This window comes from Myxococcus vastator (assembly GCF_010894475.1).
GTDB classification, from domain to species: Bacteria; Myxococcota; Myxococcia; order Myxococcales; family Myxococcaceae; genus Myxococcus; species Myxococcus vastator.
Genome location: NZ_JAAIYB010000043.1, coordinates 1 through 17,457, shown reverse-complemented (window position 1 = coordinate 17,457; position 17,457 = coordinate 1). Strand labels below are relative to the sequence as shown.

General features: G+C 66.9%; 14 protein-coding genes and 2 CRISPR repeat arrays. Of the genes, 5 read left to right on the top strand and 9 right to left on the bottom strand.

The features are described from left to right. Window positions 1-70 precede the first annotated feature (70 nt). Complete coding sequence (locus G4D87_RS07045; protein ID WP_163780216.1) at window positions 71-739, bottom strand: exopolysaccharide biosynthesis protein; 669 nt, start codon at window positions 737-739, stop codon at window positions 71-73. A 343-nt stretch (window positions 740-1,082) separates the two neighbouring features. On the opposite strand from G4D87_RS07045, the gene G4D87_RS07040 reads away from it, so the two are divergent. Then, window positions 1,083-1,739 carry an SDR family oxidoreductase gene (locus tag G4D87_RS07040; protein ID WP_163780215.1) on the top strand — a complete coding sequence of 219 codons (657 nt, stop codon included), beginning with the start codon at window positions 1,083-1,085 and terminating at the stop codon, window positions 1,737-1,739. Window positions 1,740-1,775: 36 nt separating this feature from the next. Here G4D87_RS07040 and G4D87_RS39935 read toward each other — a convergent pair whose 3' ends face one another. Next, entirely contained in the window at window positions 1,776-2,225 is a 450-nt protein-coding gene (locus G4D87_RS39935) for a glycosyl hydrolase (protein WP_275902263.1), read from the bottom strand. After that, on the bottom strand, window positions 2,167-2,994 hold the full coding sequence (locus G4D87_RS07035) for a glycosyl hydrolase (RefSeq protein WP_275902262.1): 828 nt from the start codon (window positions 2,992-2,994) through the stop codon (window positions 2,167-2,169). Before G4D87_RS07035 ends, G4D87_RS39935 begins: the two co-directional genes overlap by 59 nt. Before the next feature lie 189 nt (window positions 2,995-3,183). On the opposite strand from G4D87_RS07035, the gene sitI6 reads away from it, so the two are divergent. Both sitI6 and G4D87_RS07025 read left to right on the top strand, forming a co-directional pair. After that, entirely contained in the window at window positions 3,184-3,909 is a 726-nt protein-coding gene (gene sitI6 / locus G4D87_RS07030) for a SitI6 family double-CXXCG motif immunity protein (RefSeq protein WP_163780213.1), read from the top strand. A 60-nt stretch (window positions 3,910-3,969) separates the two neighbouring features. Then, window positions 3,970-4,296: a hypothetical protein gene (locus G4D87_RS07025; protein WP_205507466.1), complete on the top strand. Its 327-nt coding sequence runs from the start codon at window positions 3,970-3,972 to the stop codon at window positions 4,294-4,296. A gap of 42 nt (window positions 4,297-4,338) precedes the next feature. Here the strand turns inward: G4D87_RS07025 and G4D87_RS07020 are convergent, their stop codons facing one another. Genes G4D87_RS07020 through G4D87_RS39225 form a run of 4 tightly spaced genes read right to left on the bottom strand, consistent with a single transcriptional unit; the run spans window position 4,339 to window position 8,162 of the window. After that, a complete protein-coding gene (locus G4D87_RS07020; protein WP_163780211.1) occupies window positions 4,339-5,106 on the bottom strand; it encodes an Imm49 family immunity protein in 768 nt (255 codons plus the stop codon). Window positions 5,107-5,140: 34 nt separating this feature from the next. After that, window positions 5,141-6,205 carry a hypothetical protein gene (locus G4D87_RS07015; protein WP_205507464.1) on the bottom strand — a complete coding sequence of 355 codons (1,065 nt, stop codon included), beginning with the start codon at window positions 6,203-6,205 and terminating at the stop codon, window positions 5,141-5,143. A 50-nt stretch (window positions 6,206-6,255) separates the two neighbouring features. Continuing rightward, window positions 6,256-7,593 carry a TIGR02270 family protein gene (locus tag G4D87_RS07010; RefSeq protein ID WP_163780207.1) on the bottom strand — a complete coding sequence of 446 codons (1,338 nt, stop codon included), beginning with the start codon at window positions 7,591-7,593 and terminating at the stop codon, window positions 6,256-6,258. After that, on the bottom strand, window positions 7,590-8,162 hold the full coding sequence (locus G4D87_RS39225) for an imm11 family protein (protein WP_240358068.1): 573 nt from the start codon (window positions 8,160-8,162) through the stop codon (window positions 7,590-7,592). The genes G4D87_RS07010 and G4D87_RS39225 overlap by 4 nt, the downstream gene beginning before the upstream one ends. A 273-nt stretch (window positions 8,163-8,435) precedes the next feature. Here G4D87_RS39225 and sitA5 point away from each other — a divergent pair, with 273 nt between their 5' ends. Then, window positions 8,436-9,767 (top strand): SitA5 family polymorphic toxin, encoded by a 1,332-nt coding sequence (gene sitA5, locus G4D87_RS07000; protein ID WP_163780205.1) that lies wholly within the window; start codon window positions 8,436-8,438, stop codon window positions 9,765-9,767. A gap of 19 nt (window positions 9,768-9,786) precedes the next feature. Beyond that, window positions 9,787-10,401 (top strand): pentapeptide repeat-containing protein, encoded by a 615-nt coding sequence (locus G4D87_RS06995; protein ID WP_163780203.1) that lies wholly within the window; start codon window positions 9,787-9,789, stop codon window positions 10,399-10,401. Between the two features lies 1 nt (window position 10,402). Next, window positions 10,403-15,303: a CRISPR direct-repeat array (repeat unit 36 nt; unit sequence GTGCTCAACGCCTTTCGGCATCACGGCGAGCGGGAC). A gap of 105 nt (window positions 15,304-15,408) precedes the next feature. Further along, window positions 15,409-16,308: a CRISPR direct-repeat array (repeat unit 36 nt; unit sequence GTGCTCAACGCCTTTCGGCATCACGGCGAGCGGGAC). 250 nt (window positions 16,309-16,558) lie between these two features. Here G4D87_RS06995 and cas2 read toward each other — a convergent pair. Together cas2 and cas1 are read right to left on the bottom strand one after the other, a co-directional pair. Continuing rightward, the gene (gene cas2, locus G4D87_RS06990) at window positions 16,559-16,852 is read right to left on the bottom strand and encodes a CRISPR-associated endonuclease Cas2 (protein WP_163780201.1); all 294 of its coding nucleotides are present in this window, start codon (window positions 16,850-16,852) and stop codon (window positions 16,559-16,561) included. A gap of 3 nt (window positions 16,853-16,855) precedes the next feature. Further along, the coding region (gene cas1, locus G4D87_RS06985) for a type I-MYXAN CRISPR-associated endonuclease Cas1 (protein ID WP_163780199.1) at window positions 16,856-17,457 on the bottom strand (602 nt) is incomplete at its 5' end.

The following is a 17,457-nucleotide window of genomic DNA, read 5'->3' as shown; positions in this document are numbered from 1 at the left end:
CGGCAGGCCCGGCGCACCGGGCAAGGGAGGCGAGCCTGGGCGGCAGGTCAGCCACTACCCAGGCACGGGCTCAGCCCCCGCCGAAGACGCTGGCCAGGGTGCGGCCCCCCTGCACGGCGCCGTAGATGATGACGGTGAAGTAGGTGAGCGACCCCACCGTCATCCCATGCCCCATGAGGATGAAGTAGCCGTCGCGCTGCAGGATGCCGATGGCGAAGAAGAGGGCGGCCAGCGCGGGCAGCGTGTTGCTGAAGGGAATCAGGCCGAACGGCATCATCAGCAGCACGCCCGCGAAGAAGAGCATGAAGCCGTTGAAGCGGTTGGTGCTGGCGCCGTGCGTGAGCGCCAGCAACCGCGGCTTGCTCATCTTGTCCACGTACTTGGTGAAGACCTCCGCGCCCTTGTCCAACGCCGGCGCCAGGTTGGTGCGCAGCAGCGGCTTGTCCAGCAGCTTGCGGGGCAGCCAGGGCGTCCGGTTGAACGTCACGCCCACGCCGATGAGCACGATGAGCAGCCCGAACACCGTGGACACGCCCGGAATCGACACGGGCAGCAGGAAGGGGAAGGTCAGGATGCAGCAGAAGAGCAGCAGGCCTTGCTCGCCACACGCCTGCATCAGCTCCCGCACCGTCAGGGATTCGGGCAGCCGCGCGGACAGCGCGCGGAGGGTGGCGGAGAGCTGGGCCTGGGTGTCCGAGAAACCCGTGGACGAAGAGGGGGTGGGCGAAGGCGTCGACATTTCAGGCCGTCACTACCACGCCCCATCCGTCAATGCTCAGCCCCAAGCGATGTCGTACACCGCTTCCTCGCCCTCCCTCCGGGATGTCTGCCCCCGCTGGCCTCCTACTCCGCCAGGAAGCGCCCCTCATCGAAGCCCACCACCACCACGGGCCGGCAAGTTGGCGCATGCCTGTCATTTGATGATTGTTCAACACCCGGCCTGGGGCCGCGGCGTGTGCCGCATCCGACACGGAGCGCCACGCCGCGCTGGGCTCGTGCGACGCAGTGTGATGAAGAGGCGACGGCCCGCGACATCGCACGGGCTTGCTCGACGTGCCGTCCGTCTTCCGCTGGGGTCCGCCATGAACACGCCCTCTCGTCATCTCTTCGTCGCTGGCGCCACGGGTGCCACGGGCCGCACGCTGATGCGACAGGCGCTGTCGCGCGGTGCGCCGCCTGTCCTCGCGCACGTCCGGCCCAAGAGCTCGGACAGCGACAGGGTCCGCCCCTGGCCCCACAAGGCCGTGGTGGAGCTGTCCGACGGCGAGACGCTGGTGGAGATGATGCGCGGCTGCACCACGGTGCTCCAGTTGATTGGCACCATGCGCAAGCGCTTCAGCGCGGGCGACACCTACGAGACGAGCGACATCGGCACCACGCGGCAGTTGGTGGAGGCCGCCAAGCGCGCGGGCGTGGACCACCTGGTGCTGCTCAGCTCGGTGGGCGCGGGCAGGCCAGTGGGCGCGTACCTCAAGGCCAAGGCGGAGGCGGAGCGGCTGGTGCGCGACAGCGGCATCCCGTGGACGGTGGTGCGCCCGCCCGCCTTCGAGGGCGAGTACCACCACATCCACCCCGTGCTGCGCGCCCTCACCCGACTGCCTCCGCTGCGCAACATGCGGCCCATCCACCTGGACCAGCTCGCCGCCGTGCTGCTGCGCGTCTCCGAGCGGCGCGCACCGCTGAACCAGGTGCTGGAGGGCGACTCGCTCTGGGCCGAGGTCGCCGCCGCGGGCGCCTGAGCCGTCTTCTCACTCAGGGCCCGCCGGGCACGCGCTTCAGCGCAGCGCGCCCCAGTTGTACGTGGGGTTGGAGCCACCGGTGAGCACGCGCCAGAGGCTGCCGTCGTGGTAGCTGTAGCTGTCGCGGATGGCCTTGTGGTTGCTGGACACATTCCAGTCGTTCGGCGTGGTGGTGCCCACGTTGTAGAGCAGCGTGTCCCCCCACACGGACCAGAGGACCCACGGCCGCGCGTCGATTTCCGACACGGTGGCGTAGCGGCTGTCACCCCAGCGCACCGGGAGCTTGTCTGTCTCCGCCAGCATGCGCGGCTTGCGGTAGCGCGAGCCCAGGTCGGTGTAGAAGCGGTCCGGGAAGTAGGGATTGCCGTGGTAGATGTCCACCGCCACCACGTCCACGCGGTCGTCGCCCGGGTAGTAGCTCCAGGGGTCACCGCCGTAGGTGCCGTCCCACTCGTAGGGCGACCAGACGAAGAGGAGGTTGTCCAACCCGCGCGTCTTCACCAGGTAAGTCATGCATGATGACCCACAGTTGCCGGTACTGGGCGGGGTCCTGGTTGGACCACCAGAACGGTGACGCGTTGGGGCGCTTGTTCATCTCGTGGAACGGGCGGTACAGCACCGGCACGTTGAGCTGCTTCAGGATGGCGAGCTTGTCCGCCGCGAAGGACAGGTCCGCCAGGAGCGCGCGGTACTCCGCCGTGTTCGCCTGCCAGTTGATGACCCGGCCGAACCAGTTGGAATCCATCCACGACTGCCGGAAGTTGTTCTCCCAGCTCTTCACCGGCGCGCCCGGATAGGACTGGTGGAAGCTGAAGCCGACGATGCCCTCGCCGAAGAGGAAGCGGTCGCGCGCGAAGCCCACCGACGTGTCCACATAGGGCGCCTGGTACGTGGGCCCGTAGTTGCCCGGCCCGAAGTCGAACTCCACGAAGCCTGGCCGGCGCCCCGCGATATCGCCCACCCGCACCCAGTACTCGCCCGCGTAGCGCTCCTTCTGCGCCTCGCAGTGCTGCCCCATGATGGTCTGCTTCGAGACGCCGTTGCGGCTGTTGTTCTCCAGCGTCACCAGGAGGTCGAAGACCTTCTGCGCCTGCGGTGACGGGGACGGGGTGCTCAGGATTCGTGACACCTGGGCGTGGGCGACGGTGGGTGCCAGGTTCAGCGCCAGCGCGGCGGTGAACGCAGCGGCGCGCAGGAAAGCTCTCCGGCTGGGATTGGATGAGCGGAACGACTTTGGATGGGTTGACGTGTGCATGTGGTGGGTGCGGCCTCCCGTTGCCTGTGTGCACGAGGACTGTCAGGTGGTTCCGCTTGCGTCAACGAGCAACTCAGGAAAAATTTGGACAGTCAAACATTCGCATCCGATGCCATTTTTCGATGCAAGCGCGGATTACAGAGGGCAGCGTGGCGAAAGGAGTACCACCAGGATTAACTCTGCGGACGAATGACTCGCTACTACTGGCTCGTTGAAGATACCGCCGCGACGTCCCGCTACAACGGCGACTTCAACGCAACACACCGATGGAAGCTGCCTGGGCTCTCGGCGTGCCCTGGCTGTGGCGCAACGTGGGCGAGCGTTGGTCACTACTACCCCGCTGTCGACCTGTCCGCGCTCCCTGAGCAACAGGCCTACTTGAAGGCACGACCCGAGCCCTTCTCCGAGTACATGCGACTGCGTGAACGGGTGCGACCGCTCGCGCCGCCGAACGTTCAACTTCCCCCAGGAACTCGATTCGGCCCTCTGGAAGGCACGGCGCGGGGCGAGTTGGGCGCGGTGACCTGGCAGGGGAACTCACTGTTGCTGCTGCGCCGCGACACGCTGGAACAGTTCCACGCTGAAGGAGTACGCGGACTGCTCGGCAGCAGGGCCTTGCTGCGCTTTCGGCAGAAGTCGCCGCCCGAGTTCTTCGAACTCCAGCTTGAGCCGCACGGACGTCTACACGCCGCCTGCATCCCCGACGAGGCCCTCCTGCCTTGTGGAACGTGCGGACGCCTTGACTTGTCCCGCCCCGAGGAACCTGTGCTGGATGCAGCCTCCCTGCCTCTGGACCGCGACATGTTCCGCGTGGGTAACTTCGCCACGATGATTGTAGGCACCGAACGTTTCAGGGAGACGGCGCTCCGCATGGGGCTGGAGGGCATCCGCTTCCGCGAACTTCCGTTGCAATGAGCCCGGAGTCCAGCGGGCGAGCCCATGGAGTTGGCTTCGGTGCCCTGCTGGAGCGCTGCCTTGCTCCTCGCGCCCCGCACCGGCAAGCTCGCGCGCCAGACGCCCTGCGACCCGAAGACGCTGACGCGCGCGGCCCACGCCTTCGTGCAGAAGCAGCCCGCCTTCGCCCTGGGAGCGGGCCTGCTCGCGCTCCACTGGCTCGTGCAGGGCTACGGCTACGAAGTCACCAGCCTCGATGTGCGGGACGCATACCAGGCCACGCTCGCGGCGGCCGAGCGGCTGGACGACGACGAGGGCGCGAGGGGGCGCATCCGCGCGCTGCTCGCGGAGGGAGGACCGGGTCAGGGCTTCGTGGCGAAGGCGCTCGCCAGGGAGTTGTCTTCCTGAAGGCAGGCGCCCCCTCCGCGGAGACCGGCGCCGGCACGAACCTCAGTCGCCCTCCATCCACGAGTCTTCACCCGGCCGCGTCCGGGCCGGCGCGCGTGCGAGTGACGGGATGTGGAGGTAGTCCTCCTCGGTCTCCAGCCCGTTGCGCTCGGCCAGCCGCGCCAGCACCAGTCCTTCGAGGGAGAAGTTCCACTCGGTAGCGAGCAGCTCCTCGGGGAAGGTCGTGGTCTCCGCCTGCGCCTCCAGCCGGTCCTTCCTGTCCGAGAGGAACAACGCGAGCGCCTGATTGAAGACCTCCGAGTTTGCTTGAAGCAGGGCCCGGCACACGTCGAGCCGGAGGTCCTCGGCGCCGCGCAGCGCGCGCTCGTAGCGGGCGAGGAGGTCCTCGCAGTCGGCCACCGGAGCCCCCAGCACGCCGTGCTGGATGAGGAACTCGATGAAGAGGAAGTCCTCCTCGTACTCCTCGCCCTGGGCCCAGGTCCGCCGCGCGTGCTGTGCAATCAGCGCCGCGCCGTCGAAGTCTCCCGCACCGACCGCGTCGAAGAGGGGCCGCGAGAGGCTCAGTCGCACGTCGGCGTTCCCCACGTTGCGCAGGTAGTGGGCGAAGGCCCGCCCGCTCTGATGCAAGCGGTGGAGGAAGGGCTCCGAGGTGCCCGTCAGGAAGAGCGCGCCGATGCCCGCGATGCGGCAGTTGCCGCAAAACGTCAGGATGTGCCGCGCGCGCCCCGCCCCACGAACGAGCACCCGTCGCAGGGCCCGGTTGTCGTCCAGGGCGTTTTCGATGACGGCGGGCAGGAAGCGGGAGGCCATGGGCGCACCTCGAAGCGGGGATGAGGGCCGGGCGTCAGGCCCCCGCGGAGTGGAGACGCAGACAGCCCACGGTGCCCCAGGGGGAGCTGGAGACGACCAGGGCCTGCCCCGTCCGGGAATGTCCTCGGACGAAGCCGTGTACCGCCAGGCAGACCCCCAGCGCTCCGCTCGCGGCGCCGACGTCCCCCACCGACACGCAGGGGAGATGAACGTTCGGCGCGTGGAGTTCCTCCCCCACGCGGACGAGCGCGGTTCCCCACTCCCGCGCGCGCCACTCCTCGCCGTTCAAGTCGGAGTAGACGTCCCCCTCGAAGCGAGCCGGGCGCGGGTCGTGCGCGAGCACGTCGAGGATGCAGGCCGCGAGCCCCGCTCCCTGACTGACGTGCCCCGCGTACAAGTGGAGGCGCTCCTCGGCGGTGGCCACGCCCGTCACCAGGGCCAGCGGCGCCGCGCCACGCTGGCGCGCCTCGCCCTCCTGCTCCAACAGGAAGCACGCGCTGGCCTCGCCGGGCATCAGGCCCACGGGATTGTCGCCCACCTTCAGGCGGCCCTCCTCGTCGAGCACCTGAAGCGTCTCGGGCTCCAGCAGGGAGTCGACCGCGAGCACCAGGACTCGCTTGAAGCCGGCCCGCCACAGCTCGCCCGAAGCCTGCTGGACCGCCGCCGCCACTCCCGCGGGCCCCTGGTCCACCACCCACACATTCGCGTCGGGCAGGGACAGCGCCAGCGTGTCCCGGAGCGGGCGGAGGCAGTGCTCGCGGATGCCGTCCAGGCCATCCTCCCCTTCCAGTTCGAACACCTCATCATTGATGGAGGGGATGACCATCAGCAGGGCCGTGCGGCCCCAGAACTTCGCGTCGGAGGGGAGAGGAAGCCCCGGCGTCTCCAACACCTCACGGAGGCAACCTCGCGCCAGGCGCAGCCACCTCCCCATCCCCACGAAGCCGTCCGTGTAGCCCTGGAGCGGGTGCGCGGTGAGTGGGACGGTGTCCTGCGTCTCCGGCTCCAGCACCTGGAAGTGACTCACCCTTCGCGGACGGGAGATGCCTGCCCGGATGGCGGCGCACGCCGAGGCGGCATCACGTCCCACCGACGTCACGGCTCCGATGGCTGTGATGACCCCGAGCACTGCTCGCGAATGGGGCGCGCTCATGAATTCATCCACCCGTCGAAGCCGCGCGTGAGCCGCTCCAGCGCCAGCGCCCCGGCGGCCCGGAGCCGTGCGCGCTGGTGTCCACACCAGCCCCGCGTCTCCACCTGACAGGCGCCCCGGCTCCGGACGGCCAGCTCGAAGGCCAGCGCCGGGCGGTGGCGCATCGGCGTCAGGTGGAGGGCCTGGAGCAGCGCCTCGGGTGTCCACGGCACGCCATCCCGGTAGCGACCGTCCGGCTTGAAGCGGTCGCGGGCCCGCGCCCACCACCGCTCCACCTGGGCCACGTGGACCTGACCGGGACAGTGCTCGGGGGGCGGCAGGCAGGAGGACACGGTGCCGGAAGGCGGCGCCACATCGTCCTCGTCCCCCTCGCGCGTGAAGACGTCCGCCGTGGACAGGCCGGTGATGACAGAGAAGGTCCGCAGGGCCAGCCACGCCACCTCCGGCGCCGGCTCCTTCAGCACGGCCAGGGCCGCGTCCGCCGCCGCCAGCCGTCCACTGAAGCCGAGCGCCCACAGCGCCTCCGCGCGAAGCTCGGGCCTGTCCAGCGCCCGCACCAGCTTCTCCACGTCGTCGGGAGCTCCACCAACCGCCAACGCGAGCATCGCGAGGCGGGGCTCCACCCCCTCTGTCGCGAGCCCGCGGCAGGACTGCCAGGCCGCGCGCAGTCCCCGGAGCAGCCCTGCTTCAATGGCGGCATCGCGCACGAGGGGCCGGGCGTCCTCCACCCCCTTGCGCAGCCAGGTCGCCAGCACCGGCGGCTGCGTCACCCGCGCGGCGCGGAAGGCGGCCGCGAGGAGCGCTGGCTCCGAGTCCGCGAGGGCCAGGCGCTCCAGGAGCGGGCCCGCGTCGACGTGCCGGAAGGAGAGGACGTCGAGCAGTTCAGCCTGGAGCGCTGGCGCCAGACGCGGCAGCACCTCAAGCAGCGCGGCGTCCAGCTCCGGGCGCTCGCACAGCGCCAGCGCGTGCCGCAGCCACGGGCGCCGCTCCGTATCTTCCGCCCACCGCTCCAGCACCAGCGCCTGCTCGCCGGACGCGAGCAGCACGAAGGCGGCGGAGGACACACATCCGGGCTCCTCGCTCTCCAGCGCGGGCCGCAGCAGCCGGAGCGCGACCGGCTGTCCCCCCACCCGGAGCCCGTCCAGATGGGCTCGCAGGCGAGCCTCATCGCCCGCCTCGACTTCGGGCAGGGTGTCCTCTGCGGAGCCCATCGCCCGCTCCCGCTGCGTCCAGAGAAAGCTGGCTTCCTCCAGGTGCTCGGCGAGCACGTCCCACAGCAGCGGCGGGCGGTGCGTCACGGCGCGAGGGGAGGATGGAGAGAGGGTTTCGTTCATGTCTTCGGCTCGTCGCTGAAGCGCAGCTCCGTCCAGCGGATGTTGGTGAGCTTGCGGTCATACATCTCCCGCGCCAGCTCCCGGCCAATGACATACTCGGACGGTTCCCCGTCCACCCGGAAGAGCTGGGGCGCGCTCTGCATCTTCGCGCGGTCCAGGACGTACTCGCGAATGCGGAGGACCTTCTTCGGAGCATTCGTGCTCCAGAAGATATCGCTCGCATCGAGGTCCAGGCAGTCGAAGGTGCCAATCGGATTGATGATGAAATAGTCGTCGCCGTAGGGGCGGTTGCGGTGGTCGTAGAGCGTGAATGGGAGGAATTCAATCTCGTTCGTGCAGTGCTTCTGGATGGCCTCCTTGAAGGCGGCAGCGGCAAGCAACATGCCCCGCCCATTGCCAATCATTGCCGACAGCTTGATGCCCGGGTGCTCCGGGCTCATCGGGATGCGGGCATCCTTCGGGTAGAAGGGGCTCAACCGCTCTCCGAGGTTGGTGGTATAGGACTTGCCCTCGACACCCTCGACGAACCGGTTGAGGAAGCAGAGGTCCCGGTCGTTGGCGTTGCCCATTGTGTCGAGAAGCCGGAATCGCATCATTCAGTCAGTCCCTTGAGCGATGAGGTGCGGTGCCCTGGCGCTGGGCCATCCAGCATGCGAGCGCTGTCCCACCTACGGTCCGCTATCTGGCAGCCGCTTCGAGCATCCACCCACTGGTGAACGGCTGATTCCTGGCGAACTGAAGCGCTGTCCTCGCGCGTGGGCTCCAGCATGAGGGATGTCGGGCTCAAATGCTAATGCCACTGCTCCGGTTCCTGTTCGGGAGCGGACGACTTGGAGGACACAATGAGTTTGCATTGGGGGAGCATCTTGCTGGTCGGATGGCTCATGATGGGCTGCGCGACGTCACGGATAGTGCGCCTGGACACGGGAACAGGTGAGCCCATTGTCTACACTCCGCCAACGCGCGTGGAGCCCATTGTCGTAGACTCAGGGGCATTCCAGAAGGCGATGACCCGCCTCGTACTGGAAATGCGATTCTCTCTACGTCCCGAGAAGGAGGAACGCCCACGTGTGCAGCTCGCTTCGTGGGATTCGGGGCCGCGTCCCCAAGGGAGAGACTATGGAGCGTGGTGCTCTCGGCAAGGCAATCCGGGCGAGTGCATCTCCTTGCTGGAGGATGGATTCACCTTCCTGGACGCCAAGACGCGGCGAAAGATGGCCCTGTCCTTTGCCTGGGATGGCGTGTGGGAAGGAGTGGAGGAGGCGGTGAAGGAAGTCGTCAACCCACTGGTCCTCAAGGCGATGATTACCTCGGCAATGGCCGCCTACATGGTCCTCGTCGTAGCACCCGAGCCTGTCACCAAGCTCGTGGCCATCGCCCTAACGACATACGTCATCGCGTACATCGGCCTGGACGCATTCTCAAACCTCGTGAAGGGATGGCAACGGCTGACATCAGACGCGGAGAGCGCTGTATCCTTTCAGCAACTAGAGGACGCCGGACACCACTTCGGAAGAGTCATGGGCGCCAATGGTGCGCGAGTCCTCATCCTGGCGCTAACGGCTGCGTTGGGCGGAGGGGCCGCGAACATGGCCTCGAAGGGACCGATGCTTCCGGGCTTCGCGCGTGTCGCCTTGGCAACGGAGACGAACGCGGGCTTCCAACTGTCAGCAGCGATGTCCGGCGGCGTTCGCTCGATTTCCCTGGCAGAAGGCATTCTCACGGTGGGAGTCGTCCCCAATGCCGTGGCCGCCACAGCGTTGAATCCGGCGGCCGGCATTCCGAGAGAACCGCGTATTGAAGAACTGGCCAGCGACCCGGCGCAGGGAGGGAAGGTCACCCCCAAGACACGTCGTGAGGCGGAAGTGGGTCTTCAACTTGAGGAGCGGGGACAACTTCCAGCCCCCATCAAGCGGGACCCAACGGGACAGTCAGAGTTCATTGACTCCCAAGGTATCAAGTGGGATATCAAGACATTCGACTCTCGATTCCCACCCAGGAAGGGTGGCTTCTCGCTTGAGCGCGACCTTGATAAAGTCAAATCCGAGTTGGCTCGAGGGGAAAACGTCATCCTGAACACCGAAAACATGACCGCGCAGCACATTCAAGCGTTGCGAAACGCGATAGACACCTTGGGTCCTTCAGTTTCGTCCAGGGTCTTGTGGTTCCCCTAGAATGAACACGGACGAGCGCATGAACACCATGAAGGCGGATTTCATCGAAGCATTGGATTGGCATACGGAATGGCTGAGTTCCAGAGGGAATAAGGGCAAGCGTCTACAATTGGAGGACGCTGATTTATCCTCGCTCGACCTATCGTCGAGAGATCTATCGGAGGCAGCGCTTCCTGGGGCACGCCTGGATGGATGCATCCTGGACATGACGACGCTCGCCCACGCCAACCTTGCGTCCGCAACTTTCATCAATGCCAGCCTCTTCAGGGCGCAGCTCTCGAAGGCCAACCTGGACTATGCGGTGCTTCGAGGGGCCATTCTGACGCAGGTGAACGCGCTTCGAGCCAGCTTCGGCGAAGCAAATCTACAAGGTGCGGATCTTCAAGGCGCAGACCTTCGCGGCGCCTACCTGGTCAGCGCCAACCTCACGTCGGCCAATCTCCAAGATGCGCAACTGGAGGGCGCGGTCCTTCATGGCGCGCGGCTTTCTGGGGCAGATCTCCGCGGTGCCTCCGGATTACAGGCGGCCCAGGCCTCCTGGATTGATATGGGCCACGAGAACGCGCCCGTCAAAGTTGAAGGCGAGGCGCTGCACTCATGGCTCGTCCAGGCCGCAATGAAGGTCCTCAGATAGGGTAATCAACGCCTTTCCGCATCACGGCGAGCGGGACAGAACTGAGCGTCAAGCACTCGGTAGGTCCACCGTGCTCAACGCCTTTCGGCATCACGGCGAGCGGGACATGGTGGCGGAGGCCGTGAACCGGTTGAACCTGCCCTGTGCTCAACGCCTTTCGGCATCACGGCGAGCGGGACCTGCTCGATTTCGAGTGCGGTATCGAACCGCGCGTCGAGTGCTCAACGCCTTTCGGCATCACGGCGAGCGGGACCCTTCGGGCGATGTAGTCAACCCACAGGAGACACGTGCTCAACGCCTTTCGGCATCACGGCGAGCGGGACGGTAGAAGTGCCGAAGGGCGCGCTGGCTCCGGCCATGTGCTCAACGCCTTTCGGCATCACGGCGAGCGGGACGTCAACCCCCTGTCCGAAGCCCTGTCCGGCGCCTTGGAGTGCTCAACGCCTTTCGGCATCACGGCGAGCGGGACGCCCGAAGTTGCTCGTGCTGACCGACGACTCCGGGTGCTCAACGCCTTTCGGCATCACGGCGAGCGGGACGCGAAAAACTGCATGATGTGCTCGGGCTGCTGGCTGTGCTCAACGCCTTTCGGCATCACGGCGAGCGGGACCGTCGCCGCGGCGTTCTTCACGTTCGTCGTCTTCCTGTGCTCAACGCCTTTCGGCATCACGGCGAGCGGGACGCGCGGACAAGGCCGGGAGCGCGGCGTATATCCAGTGCTCAACGCCTTTCGGCACCACGGCGAGCGGGACCAGCGAGGACCAGCGACAGCGCCTGCGCGACGCGTGCTCAACGCCTTTTGGCATCACGGCGAGCGGGACCCAAAGGCTCCCGTCCTGGTGTGGCGCAACAAGGAGTGCTCAACGCCTTTCGGCATCACGGCGAGCGGGACGCGCTGAAGGCGCGAGAGCAGACGCGCAAGAAGTGCTCAACGCCTTTCGGCATCACGGCGAGCGGGACCGCGTGCCTCCTCGGCTCGGTCAACGCCGTGAAGTAGTGCTCAACGCCTTTCGGCATCACGGCGAGCGGGACCAAGCGCTCCGGAACGGCCACGGCCACCGAGAAGTCGTGCTCAACGCCTTTCGGCATCACGGCGAGCGGGACCGTGGAGATTTCCTCCTGGGCGACAATCCAGGCCGTGTGCTCAACGCCTTTTGGCATCACGGCGAGCGGGACCCATCGGCCGGGACTCTCTGCGCCGCATTCAGGACGTGCTCAACGCCTTTCGGCATCACGGCGAGCGGGACCTCCGGGCCGCCCGCGCCGCCGTCGTAGCCCAGCGTGTGCTCAACGCCTTTCGGCATCACGGCGAGCGGGACCTGGGCTACCCCGTGGACGTGTCCACGCAGGTGCCGTGCTCAACGCCTTTCGGCATCACGGCGAGCGGGACTCGAGGACGAGGCCCCACCCGCTGCGGTTGCCCGGGTGCTCAACGCCTTTCGGCATCACGGCGAGCGGGACTCGGCGGAGCATTCCACGCGTCCACGCGCTGGAGGTGCTCAACGCCTTTCGGCACCACGGCGAGCGGGACCGCTCTTCCTCTCCAGGGTGGCAACGGCGTGCTCGTGCTCAACGCCTTTCGGCATCACGGCGAGCGGGACTGGCGACGATCTGCGCGTGGTCGCCGAAGGCCATCTGGTGCTCAACGCCTTTCGGCATCACGGCGAGCGGGACCGGAGGCGCGGCTGCTGGCCCTCTTCGCCTCGCTGCCGTGCTCAACGCCTTTCGGCATCACGGCGAGCGGGACTCGAATGGGGCGTTGAGGTTGGCGCGGAAGTGCTGTGCTCAACGCCTTTCGGCATCACGGCGAGCGGGACCGGCGTCGCCCCCTCCGCCAGTCGCTTCAGTTCCTGGTGCTCAACGCCTTTCGGCATCACGGCGAGCGGGACCACGGATTCCATGGAGACGCTGATGGACAGGCTCCACGCGTGCTCAACGCCTTTCGGCATCACGGCGAGCGGGACGCCCGGAGTCAGTCCGGTGCCGGTAAAGCATCCCGTGCTCAACGCCTTTCGGCATCACGGCGAGCGGGACGACCGCGACGCGCTGGGTGAGTCGCCCTGGCGCGAGTGCTCAACGCCTTTCGGCATCACGGCGAGCGGGACCGTGTCCAGGCTGCTGAACCACCGCACGTTCGCCCGTGCTCAACGCCTTTCGGCATCACGGCGAGCGGGACCCTTGTTGATGCCGCTGATATCGATGGGAGTTTCGTGCTCAACGCCTTTCGGCATCACGGCGAGCGGGACGAGTGGATGGGGGATGGTCTTCCCCGTCATCACTGAGTGCTCAACGCCTTTCGGCATCACGGCGAGCGGGACAACCGTCATGACCGAGCAGACGCAGCGAGACCCGTGCTCAACGCCTTTCGGCATCACGGCGAGCGGGACGATGAGGGCCGCGAAGCGGTCTCCCTGGAGGGCATGTGCTCAACGCCTTTCGGCATCACGGCGAGCGGGACCATCCTCGCGACCCAAAGCCCGGGAGATATGGACGTGCTCAACGCCTTTCGGCATCACGGCGAGCGGGACGTCGCAGGCGTCTACGACAAGTCGGGTGGGGCCACGTGCTCAACGCCTTTCGGCATCACGGCGAGCGGGACCGCTCGTGGCGGCGTCCTGGTCGGCCAGGGCGAGGGTGCTCAACGCCTTTCGGCATCACGGCGAGCGGGACTCAGGACTACGGGACGTCCAGGACGCCGAGGAAGGGTGCTCAACGCCTTTCGGCATCACGGCGAGCGGGACTCCACAGGGCAGGCTTCAGGTAGTTGTTGGTGGCCCAGTGCTCAACGCCTTTCGGCATCACGGCGAGCGGGACAGCCGGAAGCCGAAAAGACCGATGACAGGGGCAAGATTCCGTGCTCAACGCCTTTCGGCATCACGGCGAGCGGGACAGCACGGGCGGCAGCGGGTTGTTGCACACGCCGAAGTGCTCAACGCCTTTCGGCATCACGGCGAGCGGGACGAAGTACATCCACTTCCGGCCGCACAAGGACCGCAAGTGCTCAACGCCTTTCGGCATCACGGCGAGCGGGACTTGGGGCGTAGTGCCGAGGTCGAGCAGGTCCATGTGTGCTCAACGCCTTTCGGCATCACGGCGAGCGGGACACGGCCTCTGTCGCGATGCCTTCCACCTTCCACTGTCCGTGCTCAACGCCTTTCGGCATCACGGCGAGCGGGACCGCGCCCGAATCCGCTTCCCGAGTTCCGTAGGTTCGTGCTCAACGCCTTTCGGCATCACGGCGAGCGGGACCTCGGAGCGCAGCGGGCCGGCCAGGTCGAGCAGGTGCTCAACGCCTTTCGGCATCACGGCGAGCGGGACCGCGCATCCGCTTGTTCTCCGCCACGAGCTGTTCGTGCTCAACGCCTTTCGGCATCACGGCGAGCGGGACGCCCGGCCCGCTTCGTCTCCAACATGGAGACGATGTGCTCAACGCCTTTCGGCATCACGGCGAGCGGGACCCTTCCCTCGGTGGGCGCCTCGGATGTAGTCGCTCGGTGCTCAACGCCTTTCGGCATCACGGCGAGCGGGACGCGAGGCGCTCAGCCATTGTGGTGGCGCCGTCCGCGGTGCTCAACGCCTTTCGGCATCACGGCGAGCGGGACGCGAAGGTCGCCGCCACGGTTGAAATTCTGGGGGTTGTGCTCAACGCCTTTCGGCATCACGGCGAGCGGGACGCCAGGACCATGAACGCCACGGAGCCGACGTCCAGGAGGTGCTCAACGCCTTTCGGCATCACGGCGAGCGGGACGGTGCTCCGCCCGGTGACGGTGGCTGGGCGCCTTTAGTGCTCAACGCCTTTCGGCATCACGGCGAGCGGGACTCCCGGCGGAGGCCGACCGGTTCACCTTCCAGGAGCGGTGCTCAACGCCTTTCGGCATCACGGCGAGCGGGACTCGCAGCAACTCCGAGGAGGGACGGGCGTGGGGATTGAGTGCTCAACGCCTTTCGGCATCACGGCGAGCGGGACCTGCCTCCGTCTTGGTCGTGAAGGTGACCAGGCTTTCGGTGCTCAACGCCTTTCGGCATCACGGCGAGCGGGACTCGGGACCCATAAGGGACGTATCCTGCGACAAAAGGTGCTCAACGCCTTTCGGCATCACGGCGAGCGGGACTTCATCAAGGTCATCGTCCCCGGCGACAAGAACAAGTGCTCAACGCCTTTCGGCATCACGGCGAGCGGGACGCAAGTCCACGGCCTCGCACTGCTTCGGGTAGAAGTGCTCAACGCCTTTCGGCATCACGGCGAGCGGGACAAGTCAATGTCCGCATCCGAGACGTCCAGGATGCGTGCTCAACGCCTTTCGGCATCACGGCGAGCGGGACGGCTCTTCTGGGGCGAAGATGGGACGCCAGTGTCGTGCTCAACGCCTTTCGGCATCACGGCGAGCGGGACCGGGCTTCCCCGGGGCCTTCACCGTCGCCGTGTAGTGCTCAACGCCTTTCGGCATCACGGCGAGCGGGACTGCTCTCGCGCACGGTTCACGCCTTGCCGTGCAGGGGTGCTCAACGCCTTTCGGCATCACGGCGAGCGGGACAAATCGGGGGTGGGTGCGACAGGTGTTCCCTGGGTTGTGCTCAACGCCTTTCGGCATCACGGCGAGCGGGACCCGCGGTGCCAGCGCACCCAGGGACGTGACAGCAAGCCAGCCAGTGCTCAACGCCTTTCGGCATCACGGCGAGCGGGACCAGAGAGGCGCGTTCACGGCCCCGCCTTCCCGGCCGCGAGGTGCTCAACGCCTTTCGGCATCACGGCGAGCGGGACCAGCGTGAACTCGCTGCGCATCCGCGCTGATGAGTGCTCAACGCCTTTCGGCATCACGGCGAGCGGGACGACCTCGGGGCCGAGTTCGCCAGTCCCGTGTGGGAGTGCTCAACGCCTTTCGGCATCACGGCGAGCGGGACCGTACCGACTTCAGCGCCCCTCGCAGGTTGTCGTGTGCTCAACGCCTTTCGGCACACGGCGAGCGGGACAGAGGCCCACGAGACTGGCCAAGTCCGAACCTCCCAGGTGCTCAACGCCTTTCGGCATCACGGCGAGCGGGACGTGGGAGCAGGAGTGGCAGACGAACGACCGAGAGGGCCGGTGCTCAACGCCTTTCGGCATCACGGCGAGCGGGACGGAGAAACGCGAGATTGGGCGGGAACTGCGCCGGTGCTCAACGCCTTTCGGCATCACGGCGAGCGGGACCGCTGGAGCGCCGTAACGGTGGCGTTCTTCGTGGTGTGCTCAACGCCTTTCGGCATCACGGCGAGCGGGACCGCGCGGGTGCCGGGGCTTGAGAGGGACACTCTCAGGTGCTCAACGCCTTTCGGCATCACGGCGAGCGGGACCTGGGTTTCATGTCGGGCGGTGGTAGCCAGGATTGGTGCTCAACGCCTTTCGGCATCACGGCGAGCGGGACGACGGCGACGTGGTACTGGTCCAGAACAATACCGAAGTGCTCAACGCCTTTCGGCATCACGGCGAGCGGGACTCGCAAATAGTTTCGACCGCGATCACAAGAATTTCGGTGTTGTGCTCAACGCCTTTCGGCATCACGGCGAGCGGGACGAAGCCGGCTCTCGCGCCGCTCGGACGGGTCGTGGTGCTCAACGCCTTTCGGCATCACGGCGAGCGGGACCACGTTGGCGAGCAGGCGAATCTCCCGCGCGCCGTTGTGCTCAACGCCTTTCGGCATCACGGCGAGCGGGACTTCCAGGGGGCGATTCACATCGTCGACCCCCTCGTGTGCTCAACGCCTTTCGGCATCACGGCGAGCGGGACCTGGTGGGTCTGCTGGTGGGGGCGGAGTTGGACTCGTGCTCAACGCCTTTCGGCATCACGGCGAGCGGGACTGGAGCTCTACGTTTCCCCTGGCGCCCACGCCCCGCGTGCTCAACGCCTTTCGGCATCACGGCGAGCGGGACCGCCCGCCTGAATCTCTCAGTAATTCCGGCACCTTACAATCCCCTTTTCAAGCACCTACCTCTCCTTCCTCAAGGTAGGACGGAACAGCCCCTACCCAGGATCGCCAACCCCATGAAACTACTCGGCTTTTCATCGATCACGCACCTATTCACCTGTCAAAGAGCCTCAACCTCTTGAAGCGACAGGGGAATCCGCCGTTTTCGCCGTCGCGGGCCTCCGCCACGGCGAGGTGCTTGATCGTCGCCTGCTTCACAGCACCTTGAACGGTGCGGGCTCCTCCGGCCAGTCCTCCGTCGCGTTGATGGCACGCACGCGCTCCACGCACCCGCCGCACAGTCCAATCACCAGCAACGTATCCACGGCGTCCATCCGCCGCGACAGCTCCCAGCGCAGCTTCTCCCGGTCCCGGTCCGTCAGCGAGCAACGGAACACGGAGAGCTGCAACCACTCCCCATATCCCTTCAGCAGCGCATACACCTTCCGCCACCGCCGGGGGTCGCGGATGTCATAGGTAATCAAATACCAACGCCTCGGCTCGGCCATGGCTCACCTCAAGCGGAACGTCGCGAACAACCCCGGCTTGCCGGTCCACTCCTTCTCCAACAGCCGCACCTCCAGCTCCACCAGCCGCGCGTAGCTGAGCGAGTACCCCAGCACGTTGTGCTTCCACGTCTCCCGCTTGCGCCGCTCGTACAGCTCAATGGCCTTCGCCCGCCCCGCCTTGCTGAGCCAGACATGCTCGGACGTCACCTCGAAGTCCGCGTCCGCGTCCCACGCCCGCCGGTTCACCGAGGCCACCAGCGGCATGTCCGCCAGCGGCACCCGGAACAGCTCCATCACATCCAGCCCCAGCGGCCCCGCCGTGCCCCGGGGCTGGTGGTAGAAACCAAACGCCACATCCAACCCCACCGCCCGGATGGCCGCCTCCACCTCCCGGTGGACCAGCCCATACAGGAAGCCGAGCACCGCGTTGAACCTGTCTTTCGGAGGCCGCCGGTTGCGCCCATCGAAGCGCAGCCGCGCATCCACGTCCTCGCCTTGGAGGTACGGCAGCGCCCCGAAGTACCGCGCCGCGCCCGCGCCCTCCAACCCCAGGAGCACCTCCAACGACGGCGCCTCCGCGCATTTCGGCAGCAGCGCCCGGAGGT